This window comes from Flavobacterium sp. YO12, from assembly GCF_004119495.1.
GTDB lineage: Bacteria > Bacteroidota > Bacteroidia > Flavobacteriales > Flavobacteriaceae > Flavobacterium.
In genome coordinates this window covers 1-20,905 of sequence record NZ_NRQU01000045.1, presented here as the reverse complement: position 1 = coordinate 20,905, position 20,905 = coordinate 1, and the positions used below count along the sequence as shown (strand labels likewise).

At 31.9% G+C, this 20,905-nt stretch carries 18 protein-coding genes and 2 tRNA genes; 6 read left to right on the top strand and 14 right to left on the bottom strand.

Features of this window, described 5'->3' with window-relative positions; genetic code table 11:
* Window positions 1–11: 11 nt before the first annotated feature.
* The 4 genes from BOW55_RS14600 to lon form a co-directional block, all read right to left on the bottom strand.
* Window positions 12–617, bottom strand: coding sequence for a murein L,D-transpeptidase catalytic domain-containing protein (locus BOW55_RS14600; RefSeq protein ID WP_129024709.1), 606 nt, complete (start codon window positions 615–617; stop codon window positions 12–14).
* Between the two features lie 97 nt (window positions 618–714).
* Window positions 715–1,314: a murein L,D-transpeptidase catalytic domain-containing protein gene (locus tag BOW55_RS14595; protein WP_129024708.1), complete on the bottom strand. Its 600-nt coding sequence runs from the start codon at window positions 1,312–1,314 to the stop codon at window positions 715–717.
* Window positions 1,315–1,319: 5 nt separating this feature from the next.
* The gene (porQ, locus tag BOW55_RS14590; RefSeq protein ID WP_129024707.1) at window positions 1,320–2,339 is read right to left on the bottom strand and encodes a type IX secretion system protein PorQ; all 1,020 of its coding nucleotides are present in this window, start codon (window positions 2,337–2,339) and stop codon (window positions 1,320–1,322) included.
* A 155-nt stretch (window positions 2,340–2,494) separates the two neighbouring features.
* A complete protein-coding gene (lon, locus tag BOW55_RS14585; RefSeq protein ID WP_129024706.1) occupies window positions 2,495–4,948 on the bottom strand; it encodes an endopeptidase La in 2,454 nt (817 codons plus the stop codon).
* A 263-nt stretch (window positions 4,949–5,211) separates the two neighbouring features.
* Here lon and BOW55_RS14580 point away from each other — a divergent pair, with 263 nt between their 5' ends.
* The 4 genes from BOW55_RS14580 (at window position 5,212) to BOW55_RS14565 (ending at window position 8,182) form a co-directional block, all read left to right on the top strand.
* Window positions 5,212–5,766, top strand: a complete 555-nt coding sequence (locus BOW55_RS14580) for an RNA polymerase sigma factor (protein ID WP_089055585.1) — start codon at window positions 5,212–5,214, stop codon at window positions 5,764–5,766.
* 91 nt (window positions 5,767–5,857) lie between these two features.
* Window positions 5,858–6,394 carry an anti-sigma factor gene (locus tag BOW55_RS14575; protein ID WP_129024705.1) on the top strand — a complete coding sequence of 179 codons (537 nt, stop codon included), beginning with the start codon at window positions 5,858–5,860 and terminating at the stop codon, window positions 6,392–6,394.
* 267 nt (window positions 6,395–6,661) lie between these two features.
* Window positions 6,662–7,438, top strand: a complete 777-nt coding sequence (locus BOW55_RS14570) for a hypothetical protein (protein WP_241686581.1) — start codon at window positions 6,662–6,664, stop codon at window positions 7,436–7,438.
* A gap of 18 nt (window positions 7,439–7,456) precedes the next feature.
* Complete coding sequence (locus tag BOW55_RS14565) at window positions 7,457–8,182, top strand: head GIN domain-containing protein (RefSeq protein ID WP_129024704.1); 726 nt, start codon at window positions 7,457–7,459, stop codon at window positions 8,180–8,182.
* An 85-nt stretch (window positions 8,183–8,267) separates the two neighbouring features.
* Here the strand turns inward: BOW55_RS14565 and BOW55_RS14560 are convergent, their stop codons facing one another.
* From BOW55_RS14560 to BOW55_RS14535, 6 genes are all read right to left on the bottom strand, one after another.
* Window positions 8,268–9,587 (bottom strand): MFS transporter, encoded by a 1,320-nt coding sequence (locus tag BOW55_RS14560; protein ID WP_089055589.1) that lies wholly within the window; start codon window positions 9,585–9,587, stop codon window positions 8,268–8,270.
* A gap of 180 nt (window positions 9,588–9,767) precedes the next feature.
* Window positions 9,768–10,577 (bottom strand): M48 family metallopeptidase, encoded by an 810-nt coding sequence (locus BOW55_RS14555; protein ID WP_129024703.1) that lies wholly within the window; start codon window positions 10,575–10,577, stop codon window positions 9,768–9,770.
* 85 nt (window positions 10,578–10,662) lie between these two features.
* Window positions 10,663–13,062, bottom strand: a complete 2,400-nt coding sequence (locus BOW55_RS14550) for a glycoside hydrolase family 31 protein (RefSeq protein ID WP_129024702.1) — start codon at window positions 13,060–13,062, stop codon at window positions 10,663–10,665.
* Window positions 13,063–13,263: 201 nt separating this feature from the next.
* Window positions 13,264–15,168, bottom strand: coding sequence for a 1,4-alpha-glucan branching protein GlgB (gene glgB / locus BOW55_RS14545; RefSeq protein ID WP_129024701.1), 1,905 nt, complete (start codon window positions 15,166–15,168; stop codon window positions 13,264–13,266).
* A gap of 56 nt (window positions 15,169–15,224) precedes the next feature.
* Window positions 15,225–16,505, bottom strand: coding sequence for a glucose-1-phosphate adenylyltransferase (locus tag BOW55_RS14540; protein ID WP_129024700.1), 1,281 nt, complete (start codon window positions 16,503–16,505; stop codon window positions 15,225–15,227).
* A complete protein-coding gene (locus BOW55_RS14535; protein ID WP_129024699.1) occupies window positions 16,495–17,922 on the bottom strand; it encodes a glycogen synthase in 1,428 nt (475 codons plus the stop codon). The genes BOW55_RS14540 and BOW55_RS14535 overlap by 11 nt, the downstream gene beginning before the upstream one ends.
* Window positions 17,923–18,043: 121 nt before the next feature.
* Here BOW55_RS14535 and BOW55_RS14530 point away from each other — a divergent pair, with 121 nt between their 5' ends.
* Together BOW55_RS14530 and nth are read left to right on the top strand one after the other, a co-directional pair.
* Window positions 18,044–18,910 (top strand): alpha/beta fold hydrolase, encoded by an 867-nt coding sequence (locus BOW55_RS14530; protein ID WP_129024698.1) that lies wholly within the window; start codon window positions 18,044–18,046, stop codon window positions 18,908–18,910.
* Window positions 18,911–18,959: 49 nt separating this feature from the next.
* A complete protein-coding gene (gene nth / locus BOW55_RS14525; protein ID WP_129024697.1) occupies window positions 18,960–19,604 on the top strand; it encodes an endonuclease III in 645 nt (214 codons plus the stop codon).
* A 4-nt stretch (window positions 19,605–19,608) separates the two neighbouring features.
* Here the strand turns inward: nth and BOW55_RS14520 are convergent, their stop codons facing one another.
* From BOW55_RS14520 to BOW55_RS14505, 4 genes are all read right to left on the bottom strand, one after another.
* Complete coding sequence (locus BOW55_RS14520) at window positions 19,609–20,043, bottom strand: nuclear transport factor 2 family protein (RefSeq protein ID WP_129024696.1); 435 nt, start codon at window positions 20,041–20,043, stop codon at window positions 19,609–19,611.
* 15 nt (window positions 20,044–20,058) lie between these two features.
* Window positions 20,059–20,511: a DUF1569 domain-containing protein gene (locus tag BOW55_RS14515; RefSeq protein ID WP_129024695.1), complete on the bottom strand. Its 453-nt coding sequence runs from the start codon at window positions 20,509–20,511 to the stop codon at window positions 20,059–20,061.
* 166 nt (window positions 20,512–20,677) lie between these two features.
* Window positions 20,678–20,763, bottom strand: a tRNA-Leu gene (locus BOW55_RS14510).
* A gap of 6 nt (window positions 20,764–20,769) precedes the next feature.
* Window positions 20,770–20,842: transfer RNA gene (locus tag BOW55_RS14505), tRNA-Phe, on the bottom strand.
* Window positions 20,843–20,905 lie beyond the last annotated feature (63 nt).

The following is a 20,905-nucleotide window of genomic DNA, read 5'->3' as shown; positions in this document are numbered from 1 at the left end:
CCTAAAAGCCTCTAGTAATAAATACTCATCAAAATATCAGATTCTGACTTATCTATAATTTTAGCTATTCTTTCAAAATACTTTTTGTTGACCATTGGACAGCCAAAACTGTTACAAATGTAACCATCTTTCTCTTTATACGGAACATCATAGTAGTAATGAAAAACAATATCTCGCTTAAAAGCATTACTATTAGTTGTGTCCAAACCATACAGCCTATAGGCTTTTCCGAACTTACCAACATAAGAATTCCCGATCGAATATCTGCCTAATGAAGTACTTAACGAATTTGGTACATTGCTAAATTTAAGTTTTCCCTTAGTTGGTGTTTCAGAACCTGAACCATGAGCAACCAAACCTTGATCTATAATTTTATTTGTTTTTAAATCATAAACAAAGAATCGATTTTTTCCAGACGGTATTTTCATGTCTATTAAAAACACAATATCCTGATTGTATTTCGAATCTTTCTTAATCAACTTTTTTACTTCATCTACTTGTGAACTAAATCTTTCTTCATTTTTTTCATTTTCTTTCAAGTTCTCATTTCTGTAAACAAATTTACAAACTGCAAATGCTAAGAGAATAAAAGCTGCGGCAAATAATATCTTTTTCATAAATAACTAAGGCAAAAAAAATCCTTTTAAAATCGAAAACACAATGGTTCACAATTATAAAAGGACTATACTTTTTAAAGTACTTCTAACTATTATTTTAATAATAAATATCTAAGATAATATTCGACTTAGAACTATCAATTATTTTTTCAATTCGTTTAAAGAACTGCTCGTTCACCATTGGACAACCATGACTATTACTTATATAATAATCTTGTTCGTCATAAGGAACTGCAGAATAGTAATGTAAAACAATTGCTCTTTTTAAAGCATTATTGTTAGATTCTTCTAAACCGTTTAATCGATATGCTTTTCCAAAAATTCCTTTATAGCATTTTTCAATAACATATCTGCCTAACGCAGTACAATTGGAGTTTGGTGTATTGCTAAATCTAAGCAACCCTTTTATTCCAGTTTCTGAACCAGAACCATGCGCAACAAGCCCTTGATCTAAAACCTTGTTGTTTTCTAAATCGTACACAAAGAAGCGATTTTTTCCAGAAGGCACTTTCATATCAATCAAAAAAGCAATTTTTGTATTGTATTTTTTATCGATAGTAATCATGTTTCTTATGTCGCCTATTCTGCTGTTGATTCTTTCAATTTCTAAACTGGTAATAGATTCTTCTTTGAAGTAATGGTTTGCGCCCGTAAATAACCCCACAGTCATAAACAAAAATAAACTAAATATTTTCATACAAATTATTGAAAATTTAAAATTAGACCAAAAAGACTTGTATTCGCCGCCAATGTGTATCTCGAATATGAATAATTAAACTTTAATTTATTCATTTTCAGACCAAATCCTAATGAAACTCCTGAAAAATTACGTTTTTCTTCTACTCGTAATTCTTCCCCTCTTCTAAAATTATATCCTAAACGCAGATTTATTGCTTTTTTAGGAAATAACTCCACACCAAAAACAACATGCCTTAAAGCGTTGTTAACAAACGAAACTTTCTCGCTGCTTGTAGATCCATCGATATTAGTTTCACTTCGAACGGGATTCGAAAATGAAATATTCCATTGTTGCAAATTCTCTAATGTAAGATGCCAGCGAATAGGAATATGTTCTAATTCTTGCGATGCTCCTGCAGTAATTTCAAAGGGCAAATTTTCCTGTATTCCTGAGTAGGTTGTAAATTGTGTACCAATATTACGGATTACTAAAGCCAAATTTACGTTATTTTTTTCAAATATATACAAAAATCCCAAATCAATAGCACCTCCAACAGAATTATAACTCTCTAAATTTGAAGTTATTAACTTAACATTAGCTCCAATATGAAGATCTATATACGGAACATTGTAAGCATATCCCAGCGATAATGCACCTTCACTTCCTTTAAAATCTGATGTTGACTGCCCATTTTCATCGTAACCTTCAAATGATCCGTAGTTTATATAATTAACTCCGGCATAAAATGTTTGCACGTGTCGATCATAGGTATAGGCATACGAAGCACTTCCGTAAGAAGCTTGTCCGTAGTAATTTCCATAATTTAAAGCCAGGTGATTATCCATTTCGTCATTTAAAACTGCAGGATTAGACATTGCCTGATTAACATCTTCATCATAAATAGTGATCGTTTTACCTCCTAAAGCTGCCTGTCTTGGCGATGCTGTCAAATTTAAAAATTGATAGGTGTAACGCCCGCCAACTTGTCCGAATGAAACCGAACAAACGAATATTATAAAAAATAAAACATAATGTTTTAACATTCTTTTCTTGGCGTTCCTATATGGGAATAACGCAGTTGCGAAGGTAAAATTATAAACCTAAAAAAATAAATTACAATAAAAAAAAATCCAAATCCCAATCTTAATTAAAAATTGGAATTTGGATTTTAAATAATCTGTACTTCAAATAGAAGTTTTTATTTCAATACTTTAGCATTTTTTACATTTTGATCTGTAAGTGCTAAAGCCAATACTTCGCTCATTTCTTTTACATAATGAAAAGTAAGTCCTTCTAAGTATTCTGCTTTAATTTCATCAATATCACTTTTATTTTCGTGACATAAAATGATTTCTTTAATACCGGCTCTTTTTGCAGCTAAGATTTTTTCTTTAATTCCGCCAACTGGTAATACTTTACCGCGAAGCGTAATTTCTCCAGTCATAGCAAGATTTTTCTTCACTTTCTTTTGTGTCAATAACGAAACTAATGAAGTCAACATGGCAATACCTGCACTTGGACCATCTTTTGGAGTTGCTCCTTCTGGCACGTGCAAATGGATATTGTATTTTTGAAATAGCTCAATTCCTAAACCTAACTTTTTAGCATTTGCTTTGATGTATTCTAGAGCAATTGTAGCCGATTCTTTCATTACATTACCAAGGTTTCCAGTAATGGTTAAAGCTCCTTTTCCTTCAGAAATTAAGGATTCTATAAATAAAATATCTCCTCCAACACTTGTCCAAGCTAAACCTGTTACAACTCCTGCAACATCATTATTCTCGTATTTATCACGCTCTAATCTTGGTACACCTAAAACTTTCACGATATCTTCATCTGTAACTTTTTTGTTATACTCTTCTTCCATCGCAACAGCTTTTGCTACATTACGAATTACTTGAGCAATTTTAGTTTCAAGATTACGAACACCTGATTCTCTTGTATAACCTTCAACAATTTTTTCTAATTGTTTTTTTCCAATTGTCAAATCTTTAGACGTTAATCCGTGTGCTTCTAATTGCTTTGGAAAAAGATGTCTTTTAGCAATTTCTACTTTTTCTTCAATTGTATAACCAGACATTTTTATAACTTCCATTCTATCACGCAACGCAGGCTGAATCGCCGCCATATTGTTTGAAGTAGCTATAAACATAACTTTAGATAAATCATATCCCATTTCTAGGAAATTATCATAAAAAGCACTGTTTTGTTCTGGATCTAAAACTTCTAATAATGCAGATGATGGATCGCCGCTGTTACCGTTTGACAACTTATCGATTTCGTCTAAAATAAAAACTGGATTTGATGTTCCTGCTTTTTTCAAACTCTGAATAATTCGTCCCGGCATTGCACCGATATATGTTTTTCTATGTCCGCGAATCTCCGCTTCGTCACGTAAACCACCTAACGAAATACGAACATACTCACGACCTAAAGCCTCTGCAACTGAACGCCCAATAGAAGTTTTTCCAACTCCTGGAGGCCCTGTTAAACATATAATTGGCGATTTCATGTCATTTCGCAATTTTAAAACTGCCAAATGTTCAATCATTCTTTTTTTAACTTCATCAAGACCAAAGTGATCTTTGTCTAATATTTTCTGAGCGTGTTTTAAATCAAATTTATCTTTAGAATATTCGCCCCAAGGCAATTCTAAAAACAACTCTAAGTAATTGCGTTGAATTCCAAAATCAGGAGATTGCGGATTCATGCGGCGCATTTTAGATAATTCTTTCTCGAAATGTTTCTGCGTTTTTTCGTCCCATTTTTTGGTTTTCGCTTTCTGCCCCATTTCGTCCATTTCTTCTTCCTGCGAAACACCTCCCAATTCTTCTTGAATGGTTTTCATTTGTTGGTGCAAGAAATATTCGCGCTGCTGCTGATCTAAATCAAAACGAACTTTTGACTGAATGTCATTTTTTAATTCCAGCTTTTGTAACTCAACATTCATATAACGCAAAGTTTCAAGAGCTCTGTCTTTTAATCCGTTTATAGATAACAAACCTTGTTTTTCTTTTACGGATAAATTCATATTAGAAGAAACAAAATTGATCAAAAACGACTGACTTTCAATGTTTTTTATTGCAAATGTAGCTTCTGATGGAATGTTTGGACTTTCTTTTATAATTTGAATTGCCAATTCTTTTACAGAATCTAAGATAGCAGTAAACTCAGTATCATTTTCATCTGGACGTTCTTCTGATACTTCTTTGATTGTAGCAGTTATATAAGGTTCTTCAGAAACAACTTCGTCAATTTCAAAACGTTTTTTTCCTTGTAAAATAACCGTCACATTTCCGTCAGGCATCTTTAAAACACGTAAAATTCGTGCTACAGTTCCTATTTTATGAATATCATCTTTTGATGGATCTTCGTCTTCTTCGTTAATTTGAGAAACTACTCCAATAATTTTTCCGCCGGCATTGGCATCATTTATCAGTTTAATTGATTTATCTCTTCCTGCAGAAATTGGAATTACAACTCCCGGAAATAAAACAGTATTACGCAATGGTAAAATTGGAAGCGAAACAGGAAGTTCTTCATTGTTCATTTCCTCCTCGTCCTCTGGAGTTAATAATGGAATTAATTCTGCTTCTGAATCAAATTCTTGAAGTGACAGATTGTCAATAGTAAGTATTTTATGATTTGACATAATAATATATAAGTCGTTTTGTCATTAAAAGTTTAATCCAAATTGTAAATGGAGTATAAAAGACTATAATTTCTATTAAGTACTGCAGTTACAAGATAGGCCATAAAATTAGACAATCATTATGCCAAATCCAAAATAGTCAGTTTTGATTTTTATATTTTAACTAGTATTTGCATTTATTTCTAAAAAAAATAAAATTATTTTTATAAAACTGTAACAAACAAAAAAAAGCACCGTCCTTATAAAAAACTAGCAACCATTACTTGAGTATAACTAATCAAAATATCGAAGAATTAATTGCACTTTGTAAAAACAATAATCAAAAGGCTCAATTCGAAATTTACAATCGCTATTCTAAAGCTATGTACAATATCGCTTATAGAATTGTAAAGGACGAACATTTTGCACAAGACGTCATGCAGGAAGGTTTTTTGAAAGCGTTTACAAAGATTAACGATTACAAACAGGAAGTAGCGTTTGGAGCTTGGCTCAAAAAAATTGTAATTAATTATAGCATTGATTTTTATAAAAAAAATAATGCTTTCCAAATGGAAGACCTGAACAAAACACTTTACAAGATTGAGGAAGATAATTCTATTTTATCTGAAAATATCGATCTCAATTCACTTAAAGTACAGCAAGTTCTGGACACAATTTCAGGTTTAAAAGACAACTACCGAATGGTTTTAACCTTATTTTATATTGAGGGTTACGATCAGGAAGAAATCTGTGAAATCTTAAATATTAGTTATGCGAATTGCAGAACTACGCTGAGCAGGGCTAAAGAAAGTTTACGAAAAAAATTAGAGGATTTATGAGTTCGCCAATTAAAAAAAGTTTGTGCGCACAAACGCCGGTAAATAAAAAGCGACATCATCTATCACCTCTACAAAATAAATTTTGGATATTATGAAAAAGGAAAATGACGAATTAGATCAATTGTTTAATAAGTTTGAAAACCAATGGGATGTTCGCGAAATGAGCTCAGATCATCAAGTTGACTTTTTAAATAAATTAAATAAAAAACAACCCAAGAGAAAAAATTATGCTGTGTGGGCAATTGCAGCTTCGATAGTTCTGTTTTTGGGAGTATCAATATTGTACAACAATAATGAGAAACCGAAAGAACTAAAATTTGCATCAACTGAAACGCAGCGTACGGATTCTATCTTTAGTATTTTGATTAAAAATGAGCTGGTTAAATTAAAAGAAAAAAACTCTCCAGAAAATGAGCAAATTATAAATGATGCTTTAAAACAAATGAAAGTCTTTGATGCTGACTATGAAAAAATCATCAAAGAGGTTCAGAAAAATGGAGAAAACAAACAAATTATTTATGCTATGATAAGCAATCTGCAGACTAGAATATCATTCTTACAGACTGTTTTACAGCGAATTGAAGAAAACGAAAACTTAAAAAATACTTCTCATGAAAAAACATTATAATTTACTCATCTTACTTCTTTTGATTCCTTTTTTAGGTTTTTCAAATGATGGTGCTTATATCACAAAACAAAAAATATTAAAAAAACATATATCGTAAACTCAAATGCAGGTATCGATATTGATAACAAATATGGTAATATCACTGTCTCGACTTGGGATGAGGATAAAATAGATCTTGATATCATTATAAAAGTTACTGGGCCAAATGAAAATTGGGTTAACGAAAAACTAAATAATATTGATGTTAATATTACAGCTCTAAAATCAATGGTTACTGCTGTAACTTCTATTGGAACTTCTTCGTTAAAAAGTAAAGGAAGTAATAACTTTTTTGAAATCAATTATGTTATCAAGATTCCAAAAAACGGTTCTGTAAAACTGCTTAATAAGTACGGAGATATAGCAACTGAAAATATTTATGGCCCTACAGATATTGCCTGTAAATATGGTAAAATTTCTTTAGGGAAGTTAAACAATTCAAGCAATAACATAAAAATAGAATATTGCCAAACTTCAGCTATTAACTATATCAAAAGCGGAAATATTACAGCAAAATATTCTGGATTAAAAATTAACGAATCTGGCAATCTAAATTTAGATACTAATTATACTGATTTAGTAATTCTTGAAGGACAAAATATAAAATACGACTGTAATTACGGGACGTTCAAATTTCAGAAAATAAACTCCTTTACAGGCTCGGGAAATTATCTGACCATCTCTATTGCTGAGATTTCGAATAGTGTAAATTTAGATACAAACTATAGTAAAATCAATATTTCTAACGTAACAAGTAAGGCTAATAATGTCAATATAAACTCTGGTTATTCTGATGTTTATATGGGTTATGATATGAATTATTCTTTTGATTTTGATATTAATACAAGATACGGAGGCATTAAAAGCGATAATTCTCTAGATGTTTTGGTTAATGAAACTAAAAATGCCAGTAAAAGAATCAGCGGCTTTAATAAAAAGAAAGGTCAAAATAAGGTTACTATTAATTCTAATTACGGAAACGTAACATTAAACAAAAAACAATAATCATAAAAATTTAAAGAAATGAAAAAATTATCTCTATTAGTAGTTTGTGGTGCATTCTTAATTGGTTTTATGGCTAATGCGCAATCAGAAAAAATAAACGGAAACGGTAAAGTTGTTACTGAAACAAGATCAACAGCAGGCTACGATGCAATAAAAATTGCAGGTTCTTTTGATGTTGATTTAGTTGCTGGAAAAGAAGGAAAAATTATCGTTAAGGGTGAAGAAAATATCTTATCTGCAATCGTAGTTGAAGTTGAAGAAAATACTTTGAAAATTTATACAAAGAAAAATACTAACATCCGTTCAAGTATAGGCAAAAAGGTTGAAGTAACAATTCCGTTTGAAAAAATATCAGAGTTAAGTCTTTCTGGTTCTGGAAATATTAAATCAAAAGATATTATCAAAAACGATTCGTTTTTAGCGAAACTTTCGGGATCAGGAAATTTTAGTTTAGCGGTTGACTCAAGTTCTTTTGAACTAAACTTAAGCGGATCAGGAAATGTAAATTTAAAAGGCAATGCTGATAACTTTACTACAAAACTTTCGGGTTCTGGAGATATAGATGCCAGCGCTCTAAAATCTAAAAATGTAGTGGTTAATGTTTCGGGATCTGGAGACAGTAAAGTAAATTGCAGCGAAACTTTGACTGCTCGAGTTTCTGGTTCTGGTGATATTAAATATACTGGAAATCCTGAAAAACGTGATGTAAAAGTTTCTGGATCAGGAAATATTTCAAAAGTCTAATACAAAGAATGTCACGAATTTTTATTCATCATCAATCAATAACAAATTCTAATTCGTGACATTTAAATTTTTATAAGGCGTTTTATTAATTTAAAACGTCTTTTTTATGCACTCTTCTTAATAAGAAAATAGAAGTAACAAAGAAAACGGCTAAAATAACAATTGCTGCACGAGGACTTCCTGTTATTTGATCGATAATTCCGTAAACACACATTCCTATTACAATTCCTATTTTTTCAGCAACATCATAAAAACTAAAAAACGAAGCTGTATCTTCTGTTTCTGGCAAGAGCTTTGAATAGGTAGAACGTGACAAAGCCTGAATTCCGCCCATAACAAATCCGGCAACTGTTGCCATAACATAAAAATGCATTGGTAATATTATGAAATAAGCCAAAGCGCAAAAAGCAGCCCAAATGGCATTAATAAAAATCAGCGTTGGAATATTTCCAAATTTTTCTGAAGCTCTCGAAGTTAAAACTGCACCCACAACAGCTACCAGCTGAATTATCAAAATACAAATTATTAAACCAATAGTACTTTCTTCTTTTGACGACCATTGAATTTCCTGTGCTCCAAAATAAGTTGCAACCAGCATTACAGTTTGTACGGCCATACTTGAAACAAAAAAGCCACCTAAATAACGTCGTAAAGGAACATTTTCATTCAGTAAACCCCAAACCTTTTTCAATTCTTTGAAGCCATTAAAGACAACAGATTTTGTTAGTTTTTCGCCCTTTTCTTTTCTTCCTTTTGGTAAATAATAATACGTATACTGACTAAATAATATCCACCAAACTCCTACCATGATAAAAGAGTAACGCATCGCTTTCATTGCTGGTTCTGGACCAGAAATATTAAACCATTCTGGCTTCATAATCATCGCTAAATTGATAACCAATAAAATAACGCTTCCTATGTAACCTAAAGAATATCCTTTTGCGCTGATTCTATCTTGTTGTTCTTCAAAAGCAATATCTGGTAAATAGGAATTGTAAAAGACTAAACTTCCCCAATATCCTAATAATCCAAAGAAGTAAAATGCCAATCCGATATAAATATCTGTTAATTCAAACCAATATAATCCCATGCAGGATAATGCTCCTAAATAACAGAAAAACTTCATAAAGGATTTTTTATTTCCTACATAATCTGCTATACCTGATAATAGTGGTGAAATAAAAGAAACAACTAAGAATGCTGCCGCGGTAATAAAACTAATTAGTGCTGAATTCTTTAAATGAAGTCCAAAAACATCAATATAATGATCTCTTTTTGAAAATAATGCTTCATAAAAAATAGGAAATACTGCAGATGCTATTGTAAGTGTATAAACAGAATTTGCCCAATCATAAAATGCCCAGGCGTTTAATAGTTTTTTATCGCCTTTTTTTAATTCTTTCATAGAAATGGTTTTGTTAACAGGCTACGAATTTATCTCTTTTTTATGATAATCAAATAGAAATTCAATAAATCATGTATTAATAAATTATAAACAAGGGTATTGTGCAGTGTCATCTACAGAAACAAAAAAGCCATCCAAAAATCTGGACAGCTTTCAAATTATCTTTGTATTATTTTGTTTTTATTTTATAACTCCAACTTTCAGTGCTGTAGCTTTTGCTTCTGGAATTAATGCTTTTAAGTTCGCAATTCTCGTAGCATCAGAAGGGTGTGTACTCATAAATTCTGGTGTTCCAGATGCTCCTGATTTTGCCGACATTCTACTCCAAAATGCAATAGCATCATCTGGATTATACCCTGCAATTGCCATTAAAGTAAGTCCAATTTTATCTGCTTCACTTTCATTGCTTCTACTAAACGGAAGCATTACTCCTACTTGTGAGCCTACTCCATATGCTTGTGCAAAAATATCTCTTGTCGATTGCGATTTACCGCTTGTCGCTGCATCTAAAGCTGCTCCACCAATTTGCTGCAATTGTGCTGCACTCATTCTTTGTGCTCCATGATTAGCCAAAGCGTGTGAAACTTCGTGTCCCATAACAGTTGCCAAACCAGATTCATTTTGCGTAACTGGCAAAATTCCTGAATAAACTACGATTTTTCCTCCCGGCATACACCAAGCATTTACCTCTTTATTATCGACCAATTTATACTCCCATCTATAATCTTTTAAATATTGAGATTGTCCTAAAAAGGTTAAATATTTTTCAGCAGCTGCTTTTATTTTTATACCAACTTTCTCTACTAATTTTGCATCAGCCGTTCCTGTTATTACTTTATTTTCAGAAATAAACTGGCTGTATTGCTGAAATGAAGAGGGAAATAATTCGCTATTTGAAACAAAATTTAAATTCTTTTTTCCTGTCACTGGATTGGTTGCACATCCAATAAAAAGAGCCGCAGATAACCCTAGTAATAATTGCTTTTTCATGATTCTGATATTTTTCAACATACAAAAATACAATAATTATTAATGTAGCTTTTATATAATTATTGACTAATTTATCAGAATTAACTTATTCTCCAATTATATGAAGTTCGCTAAAACCTTTTTCAACAATTAAAAACTGATTTACTTCAAAAGCAGCTTTATCAAATTGTATTTTTTCGTTGTCAATTTCAATCTCACTCACTTTAAATGGTAATCCAATCAAGTTGATTTTGTATTTGCTGTAAGGTGTATCATATTTACCTTCTTTGTGAAGTTGAATAATTAGTTCTTTTTCTTTTCCTATTGTTCTAAAAGACAAAAAGCTGTAACGTCCTTTTTTATAATCATAACCATCTTGCGCGTCTTCGTAAACTACTGATTTTTCTTTGCCATTTTTATAATATACATCAAGTGTTAATTCGTCAAATTCTAATTCTCCAACATATTGCTGCACTGGATATTTTGGAATTACGGCGCCTGCTTTTATAAAAACTGGAATTTCATCAAATTTAGTATCAATCCACACTTCACGTCCTCCAACTGAAAATTCATTTGTCCAGTAATTATACCACTCACCTCTTGGAATATACATACGTCTTCCTACTGCGTTTGGTTCAAGAATCGGACAGACTAATATTTGATTTCCAAAGATGAATTCGTCGTTGCGATAATGTGTTTGTGTATCATCTTGATCGAAATAAACTAATGGTTTCAACATTGGAATTCCTTCTTCGATATACTGCCAAAACATGGTATATAAATACGGTAGTAATTGGTAACGTAAGCTTACAAATTTTCTAGTAATATTAATCACTTCTTCATCAAAAGCCCAAGGTTCTTGATTACCGTGATCTCCTGAGGAATGTGTTCTGCAAAACGGATGAAATACGCCTAACTGAATCCAGCGTGCATACAATTCGCCAGTTGGCTGTTCCGCAAAACCACCAATATCAGAACCTGTAAATCCCATTCCTGAAATTGACATTCTTTGCACCTGAATATTAGCAATCCATAAATGTTCCCAAGTTGCTACGTTATCTCCTGTCCAAGACGATGTATAACGCTGTGCTCCTGAATAAGCTGATCTTGTTATTACAAAAGGACGTTTAGGATAAGCAAAACGCTTTACACCATGATAAGTCGCTCTTGCCATTTGAGTTCCGTAAATATTATGTGCTTTTCTATGACTGCAAGGGTTTCCGTCGTAAACATGGCGAACATCCATTGGAAATGTTTTATTTGGAACTTCCATAACAGCTGGTTCATTCATATCATTCCAAACTCCTTTTACTCCAATATCTGCCACTAATTCCTTAAATAATCCTGCCCACCATTCTCTAACTGCAGGATTTGTATAATCTGGAAAATTACATTCGCCCGGCCATACTTTTCCTTTCATATAAGGTCCATCGGCTCTTTTACAGAAATAATCTTTCTCTAAAGCTTCTTTATAAACCCAATAATCTTGATCTATTTTAATTCCCGGATCTATAATTACTACCGTTTTGAAACCATCTTCGGCTAATTCGGCAACCATTCTTTTTGGATCGGGAAAGTAATTTTTATTCCATGTAAAACATCGAAATCCTTCCATATAATCAATATCCAAATAAATGGCATCGCACGGAATTTGAAGTTCTCTAAATTTAGAAGTGATTTCTTTTACTTTACTTTCAGGATAATAACTCCATTTACATTGATGATATCCTAAAACCCAAAGCGGCGGAAGTTCTGGTTTACCTGTTAAATCTGTATAATTGGTAACAACATCCTGCATTTGCGGCCCGTAAATGAAATAGTAATTCATTTCACCACCTTCTGCCCAAAAACTAGTTACATTTCGTCTTTCCTGACAAAAATCAAAGAAAGTCCTAAATGTATTGTCGAAGAAAATACCATAAGACTGTTTGTTATGTAAACCTATATAAAAAGGAACTACTTTGTAAAGCGGATCTTGTTCTTTTTGGTAAGCATATTGATCTGTAGCAAAATTCTCAACTCTTTTGCCTTTTAAATTCATTTGAGTTGCCTTGTCACCAAGTCCGTAAAAACATTCACCATCTTTAGATGATTTACTCATTTTTACGATATTTCCTCCATATTCGTAGCTTTCTTCCCAATGAAAACCAAGCTCATCTTCAAGAATTAGAAAATCGTTTAAATCGTAAATCGATAAACGAAGATCTGATTTTTGAATTTTACATTTTACTTTACTGGTTTTAATTTGAAAATAAGTTTCTTCTTCAGTTAATTCAAGAAAATTATAACCATGAAGCTGGGATTTATCAATTGCATACGAAAAGTCATTGCTGAAATATCCCTTTGTTGTAAAGCGAAATCGAATTAAACTATCTCTAAGAATAGTAACTTTTAGGATTACTTTATTATCTGTATTAAAAAAAATGGAATCGCCTTCGTGTTGAAAAGAGACAATTTTTGATGGATATAAATCGCCTTTATATTCTAATGCCGTGTTTGTAATCATATCTCCAAATGAATTAATTATAAAACGTTAACGCTCTTTCAAACTTACAAAAAAAGTTTATAAAGCCCTATGAATAAAAGGTTTATTCACGAAAACGTTTTTTCTGAATGGGTATTAGAATTCTTCTCCAAAAATCATCAATTTGATAATTTAAGAACGAAATACTAATAAAATAGTTGTAAAATTTAATTTGCCTAATTTTTATATGAAAGAAAAAACAGTAATACTTAAAGGAGGCAGAATTAATTCAACAGAAAATTCTCTTCCGTCATATGGTATTGCTTCTGCTTTTAATACTTTAGAATTTCCAACATCGCTTCCTCCATAAACTGCAGCATCGCTGTTAAAAATTTCCTGTATTTTTCCTTTTTTTGGTACTCCTATTCTATAATTCTCACGTACAATCTGTGTGAAATTGAGAACCACAATAACATTTTCATCAGGTTTATTACCTTTTCGGATATAAGATAAAACCGCATTTTGATGATCTGAGTAATTTATCCACTCAAAGCCTTCGCCTGTAAACTGCTTTTCGTATAAAGCAGGATATGATTTATACAGCTGATTTAAATCTGTAATTAGTTTTTTTATTCCTGAATGAAAATCATATTGAAGCAGATGCCAATCTAAACTATTCTCAAAATTCCACTCGCTCGTTTGACCAAATTCTGCTCCCATAAACAGTAATTTTGCTCCGGGATGCGTGAACATATATCCGTATAGTAATCTCAAATTGGCAAATCGCTGCCATTCATCGCCGGGCATTTTATAGATAAGAGATTTTTTTCCGTAAACTACTTCGTCATGCGAAAACGGAAGCATAAAATTTTCGGTAAAAGCATACGTCATCGAAAAAGTCAAATCATTTTGATGGTATTTTCTGTAAACTGTTTCTTTTTGAAAATATTCTAAAGTGTCATGCATCCAGCCCATCATCCATTTCATTCCAAAACCTAAACCACCTGTAAAAGTGGGCCTTGAAACCATCGGAAAAGAAGTACTTTCTTCGGCAATAGTCTGTACTCCATCAAAATTAGCATAAATTACTTCGTTGAACTCTTTTAGAAAACTAATCGTATCTAGATTCTCTCTTCCGCCAAAAATATTAGGTTCCCATTCTCCCTCTTCTCTTGAATAATCAAGATATAACATCGAAGCAACGGCATCAACCCTTAAACCATCGGCATGATAATTTTGAAGCCAAAAAACAGCATTACTAATCAAAAAAGCTCGAACTTCATTTCGTCCATAATTAAAAACCAAACTTTTCCAATCAGGATGGTATCCTTTTCGGCGATCTGGATGTTCGTACAAATGTGATCCGTCAAAAAAGCCTAGACCATGTGCATCATCTGGAAAATGTGAAGGAACCCAATCTAAAATTACTCCAATTCCTTCTTGATGCAGTTTATCAACTAAGACCATAAAATCCTGCGGTTTACCAAAACGTGATGTTGGCGCAAAATATCCCGTTAATTGATATCCCCAAGAAGGATCATAAGGATACTCCATTATTGGCATAAACTCAACATGGGTAAAGCCAGTTTCTTTTACATATTTAACTAAATCATCAGCAAGCTCCAAATAAGTTAAAAAACGGTTATTCTCGGCACGTTTCCATGAACCCAAATGCACTTCGTAAACAGAATACGGTTTATCTAACGCATTATTCTGCTTACGATTCTGCATCCAGTTTTCGTCTTTCCATTTGTATTCCAAATCCCACACGACAGATGCCGTATGCGGCGGTTTCTCACAGTACAAAGCAAATGGATCTGCTTTTTCAGTTACAATTCCGTCAATATTCGACTGGATTTTATATTTATAAAGAGCTCCTTTTGTAATTTCTGGAATAAATCCTTCCCAAATACCAGAGGAATCCCAACGTACATTTAAAACATGTTCTCCCTGAGTCCAATAATTAAAATCACCGACAACCGAAACTGTCTGCGCAGTTGGAGCCCAAACGGCAAAGTAAACTCCTTTTACTCCATTAACTTCAATTAAGTGAGCTCCCAGCTTTTCATACAATTTGAAATGCTTTCCAGCTTTGAATAAATCAATATCAAAATCAGTAAATAGAGAATATGTAATTACTTTTGTCATATTTGTTTTTTAAGGCAACTATTGGAATTTAGATTTTTTAATTGGAAATTTTAATTTTATTCAATTCTGAAATTATCCGAAAGGACTGCCCCTTTTTTAATTACAACAATTCCGTCTTTTATGCTGTACAATTCATTAGTAAAATTGTCTAAATGTTTTCCGCCGCTAATATGAACATTGTTTCCAATTCTAACATTTTTATCGACTAAAGCATTTTTTATAAAGCAATTTTCACCAATGCCTACATGAATTTTGTTAATTGTACTCTCATGATTTAGTTCGTCAAGATCCTGATAGAAATCATTCCCCATAACATAACAATTTTCAAGTACCGTCCCTACTCCAATTCTAGAACGAATACCAATTACAGAACTCTTAATTTCTTTTGCATTAATAATGCAGCCTTCAGAAATTAAGGATTGATCAACTGTTGTATTTCTAAATTTAGAAGGCGGTAATAATCTAGGTCTCGTAAAAATTTTATTCTCATTATCGAATAAATTAAACTCTGGAATATCAGCAGTTAAACCAATATTTGCTTCAAAAAAGGATTCGATATTTCCAATATCAGTCCAATAACCCTCGTACTGATAACTTAGAATTTTATGCTTTCCAACGGCTTGCGGAATAATTTCTTTTCCAAAATCCTTTGTATCAGGATTCGACATTAATTCTTCTAGCAATGCTTTATTGAAAATGTAAATTCCCATTGAAGCTAGATATTTTTTGCCTTTTTCCTGCATTTGCTCACTTACTTCAGATTCCCAATCTGGCAGTAATGATGCGTCTGGTTTTTCAATAAAAGCTTCTATACAGCTTTCATGATTCGTTTTTAAAATTCCAAACTCTGGTGCATCCTTAGCATTTACAGGAAGTGTTGCAATGGAAATAGCCGCATCGGCTGCAATATGAGCCTCCAGCATTTCATTAAAATCCATTTGATACAATTGATCGCCAGAAAGAATTAATGCGTGATCAAAATCGTGTTTTAAAAAATGAGACATACATTGTCTAACGGCATCTGCAGTTCCTTGAAACCACGTTGGGTTATCTGGTGTTTGTTCCGCTGCCAAAATATCTACAAACGACTGGCTGAAAATACTAAAATTGAAAGTATTCTTAATATGCGCATTTAAAGATGCTGAATTGAACTGTGTTAGAACAAATATTTTAAAAATATCCGAATTAATACAATTTGAAATAGGAATATCGACTAATCTATATTTTCCGCCAATTGGCACTGCAGGTTTTGATCTCGTTTCAGTTAATGGAAATAAACGTGATCCTTGTCCTCCTCCTAAAATAATAGCAACTACATTTTTCTTTTTAAATTTCATTTTTCTCAATTATTAGGTTGTATATCTCGATGTATTCTTGGCAAACTCTTTCCCAGGAATGGTCAGCAGCCATTCCTCTTTCTAAAACTTTATTGAAATTTAATTTATTATTGTACAGCTTTACAGCACGATTTATAGAATAACAGATATCTCCAACTGAAGCTTGATCATGACAAATTCCGTTTCCTTCGTCCCCAAAGTCAATAACCGTATCTCTTAAGCCTCCAGTTCTCCTAACTATCGGTATTGTTCCATAACGCATCGCATACATTTGATTTAAACCGCAAGGCTCAACTCTAGAAGGCATTAAAATATAATCTGAACCTGCGTAAATCAAATGCGCTAATTCTTCGTTATAACCAACAAAAACATTATAATTACCATTATAATCATTTCTTAATTGCACTAATTGTTCTTCTATAACTGCATTTCCAGATCCTAAAATCAGAATATTGATATTTTCGAAATTTTCAGATAATGCTAAAGCAGATGCGTGAGGTAATAAATCTCCTCCTTTTTCCTCAAACAAACGGCCGATAAAACTAAATAACGGTTTTTCAGGATCTAAATCAAACTGCTCACAAAGCTTTTCTTTATTTTTTTGTTTTCCAGATTCAAAAGTTTCAATCGAATAATTCGCTGCAATCATCTGATCTTTTAAAGGATCCCAAACTTCAATATCAATTCCATTTAAAATTCCTCTCGATTTACTGCGAACTGATTTGAACAAAGATTCCAAACCATTAGCAGCCTGATTAATTTCATTTAAATAACTTGGAGATACCGTAGTAACCGCATTTGCACATTTTACACCAACTGCTAATGAATTAATCGAATTATTCCATTCTAAAAATCCAACATGCTTTAAATCAAATTCCGGTAAATAATGCAGCTTATCAAATCCAAACCAGCCTTGATACAAACCATTATGAATTGTAATTACTGTTTTTACATTCTTCAAACTATCATACTTGTAAGCAAACTGAATTAAAAATGGAATTAATCCAGTGTGATGATCGTGACAATTTATAACATCTGGAATTGTATTTCGACAAATTATCCAATCTAAAACTGCTATCTGAAAAGCTAAAAAACGTTCTATATCATCTTCATAGCCATAAATATTAGGACGGTCAAATAATTCTTTAATTTCGACAAGATATAATTCATACCCTAATTTATTAGTAGTTTCTTTCAGGATACTAAACGGGAAATTAAAATTTCCAAGTTTAACTGTTCCCCAATGAACACATTCAAAGTCATTCTCTTTTCTAAACTTAGTATCATAACACGGAACAATTACTCGTACCTGATGACCTGCATTAGTTTGGTATTTTGGCAATGCACCAACAACATCAGCTAAACCGCCAACTTTTGCCATTGGATAACATTCGGCACTAATATGAAATATTTCCATGTTAAAAATTATAACAAATTGTGAATTATTCTTCAGCAGTCCTATATAAATAGCTACTTTTATGTTTTTTAAATTTAGCAAAAAATAAACAGAATTAAGCCCACAAGTAAAATTTATTGATATGTCAAAAAAGGCTAACAATCCTACTAAATCATTAAAAATTCCACAGTTTATTATTGTATCATGCAAAATTTGTTCTTTAATTTCATCTAAACTAGTAACATCATATGCAGCAAAACTATTTACGACGCCTATAAAACATAAAGTTCCAAAACGAGAATTCGAGATGGATAAAAAAAGCATCCAAAACTTAATCTATGTTCCGGAAATAAACAAAAGTGTTGTCACGTATGAATATGGCAAAAGTGATCGTAAAATTTTATTAGTTCATGGATGGTCAGGACGTGGCACTCAATTATTTAAAATAGCCGACGAGCTTTTAGAAAATGATTACTCTGTAGTAAGTTTTGATGCTCCCGCACATGGGAAATCAAAAGGAAATACGACAATTATGTCTGAATTTATTGCTTCTATACTAGAAATAGAAAAACAATATGGTCCATTTGAATTTGCGATTGGTCATTCTTTAGGAGGAATGTCGGTACTAAATTCAATTAAAGACGGCTTAAAAGTGAAAAAAGCTATTGTAATTGGAAGTGGAGATATTGTTCAGGATATTCTTGATGATTTTGTTGCTAAATTAGGTTTAAAACAAGCCATAAGCGAACGCTTACGTGAGTTTTTCGAGAATAAGTATCAAGTAAAAATGGATAATTTTTCAGCTTACAGAGCCGCTCAAAAAGTAAAAATACCTGTTTTGGTTATACATGATAATGATGATCCTGAAGTTCCCCCAAAAGCTGGAATTCATATTCATCAAAATCTTGAAAACGGAGAATTATTCTTAACAGATGGTTTAGGGCATAGAAAAATTCTAGGAAATCAAAATGTAATTAAAAAGACTTTAGAATTCATCAAAAACTCTTAATTTTATAAGAATTAACGTTTTACCTATTTAATTCAAAAAAAGAAAAAAAATGGATTTATTTGGAGAAACATCAAATTGGGAAACTAAATTAGAGCCCATTTTAGAAAAATATAAAGGAAAGAAACATCCTTTAGAATATAAGAACACTTACCAATTATTGGTTATGGTTGTTTTATCAGCACAAGATTCTGATGCAAATATCAATAAAATAGCACCAACTTTATTTGATAAATACCCAACCTTAAATAGTCTCTCAAAAACAGACTTGGAAACATTTGTTCCCTATATCAGTAAAGTTCGAAACTTTCAGACAAAAGCAAACTGGCTTTTAGAAATTGCAAAGACTATTCAAGAAGACAAAAATATTCCATTAACTATGAGTGGTTTAACAACCCTAAAAGGAATTGGAAGAAAATCGGCAAATGTAATTTTAAGAGAAACTAATCAACCAGCCGAGGGCATTATTTCTGATTTACATGTAATACGAGTAGCTCCAAGAATTGGAATTATAAAAGAAAGTAAAGACGGAAATAAAGTAGAAAAAGATCTCATGCAAATACTTCCTAAAAATATTTGGTCTGAAATTGGTATGGCTATATCTTTTCTTGGCAGAGAAACCTGCAGACCAAAACCAAAATGCGAAGAATGCCTTATAGCAGATGTTTGTCACTACTATTTACAAGAAGTAATCTAAAAAACTACTTTCTTCGCGTATCAATTAAATAAATAATCTTCCAATTATCTTTTTCTTTAAATAATGTAAAAGTATTTACACCCGAATGACTTAATTTATCATTGATATAAAATTCATAAGGTGCCCACAAATGTGCAATTGACCCATCAATTTGAATATTATAACTCAATATTTTTTCTTGAAATTTAAAATTCGCAGGAATTGATGCAATAGATTTATAAAACTCTTCTGCGCTTTCATTTGACAATTTATTGCCTTTAGTTTTACTTTCACTTATCGATTGTAAAATAACCTTATCCCCACAAACTGATTTCAATTTAAGCGTGTCTTTTTGATGAACACCTTCAAAAAATACATCAATACATTTTTGAACATCTTGCTTTTGGGCATTAGATACTAACCCAAGAAATAGAAATAATATAGTAATAAAGCTTCTCATAAAATTTCAATTTTATTAAACTCCAAATTGTGAAAGATGATGCTCTAAATGTTTTGCAAACATATTATTCCATTCTTTCGAAGTCAATTTTCCAAAAGAGTGCGATTCTTTACCTTCGAATTCATTTGTGCCTAAAGTCTGAGTTCTAATCAAATAGGATATTAGCCTTTTCTTTTCAGTTTCAAAATCACGATTTCCTTTAATTATAAATTGCGGTGCCGTTTGATTATTTTTAGGATAGGGTTTATCATCAACTACCTTGCTCTTTACCAATAATTTTAAAATAAACTTCATAAAACCGTTTGGTTTTGGATGAATATCTTCATATACCATTTCGTACGACACATTGCAATGGGCAAGCATCTGATCAACAGACATTTTACCCCAAAGCCCATTTGAATCAGGTTTAAGCTGATTTATTCTATTAATAAACTGATCACAATCTTCCTTTAAAAAAACATTTTGCATGATTAAAAAATAGTATATAGTTAAATATGTAAAGTAAAAATATAAAATTTACATACAAAATACATACTTATTCTTTTATAAATTAAATTTTACCAATAGCAGTAACAAAATTTTCATTTATGTCCAAAAAAAAACTTCAATTAGCAAAAGCCAATTGAAGTTTTAGTACTCAGAGCGGGACTTGAACCCGCACGAACATTGCTGTTCACTGGATTTTAAGTCCAGCGTGTCTACCAATTTCACCATCCGAGCATTATGTGGTACCTCCAGGGATCGAACCAGGGACACATGGATTTTCAGTCCATTGCTCTACCATCTGAGCTAAGGTACCATTTTTACTTAAAAATTAAGTAAAATTTGAATAAAAAACCCCATTTCTATGAAACAGGGTTTT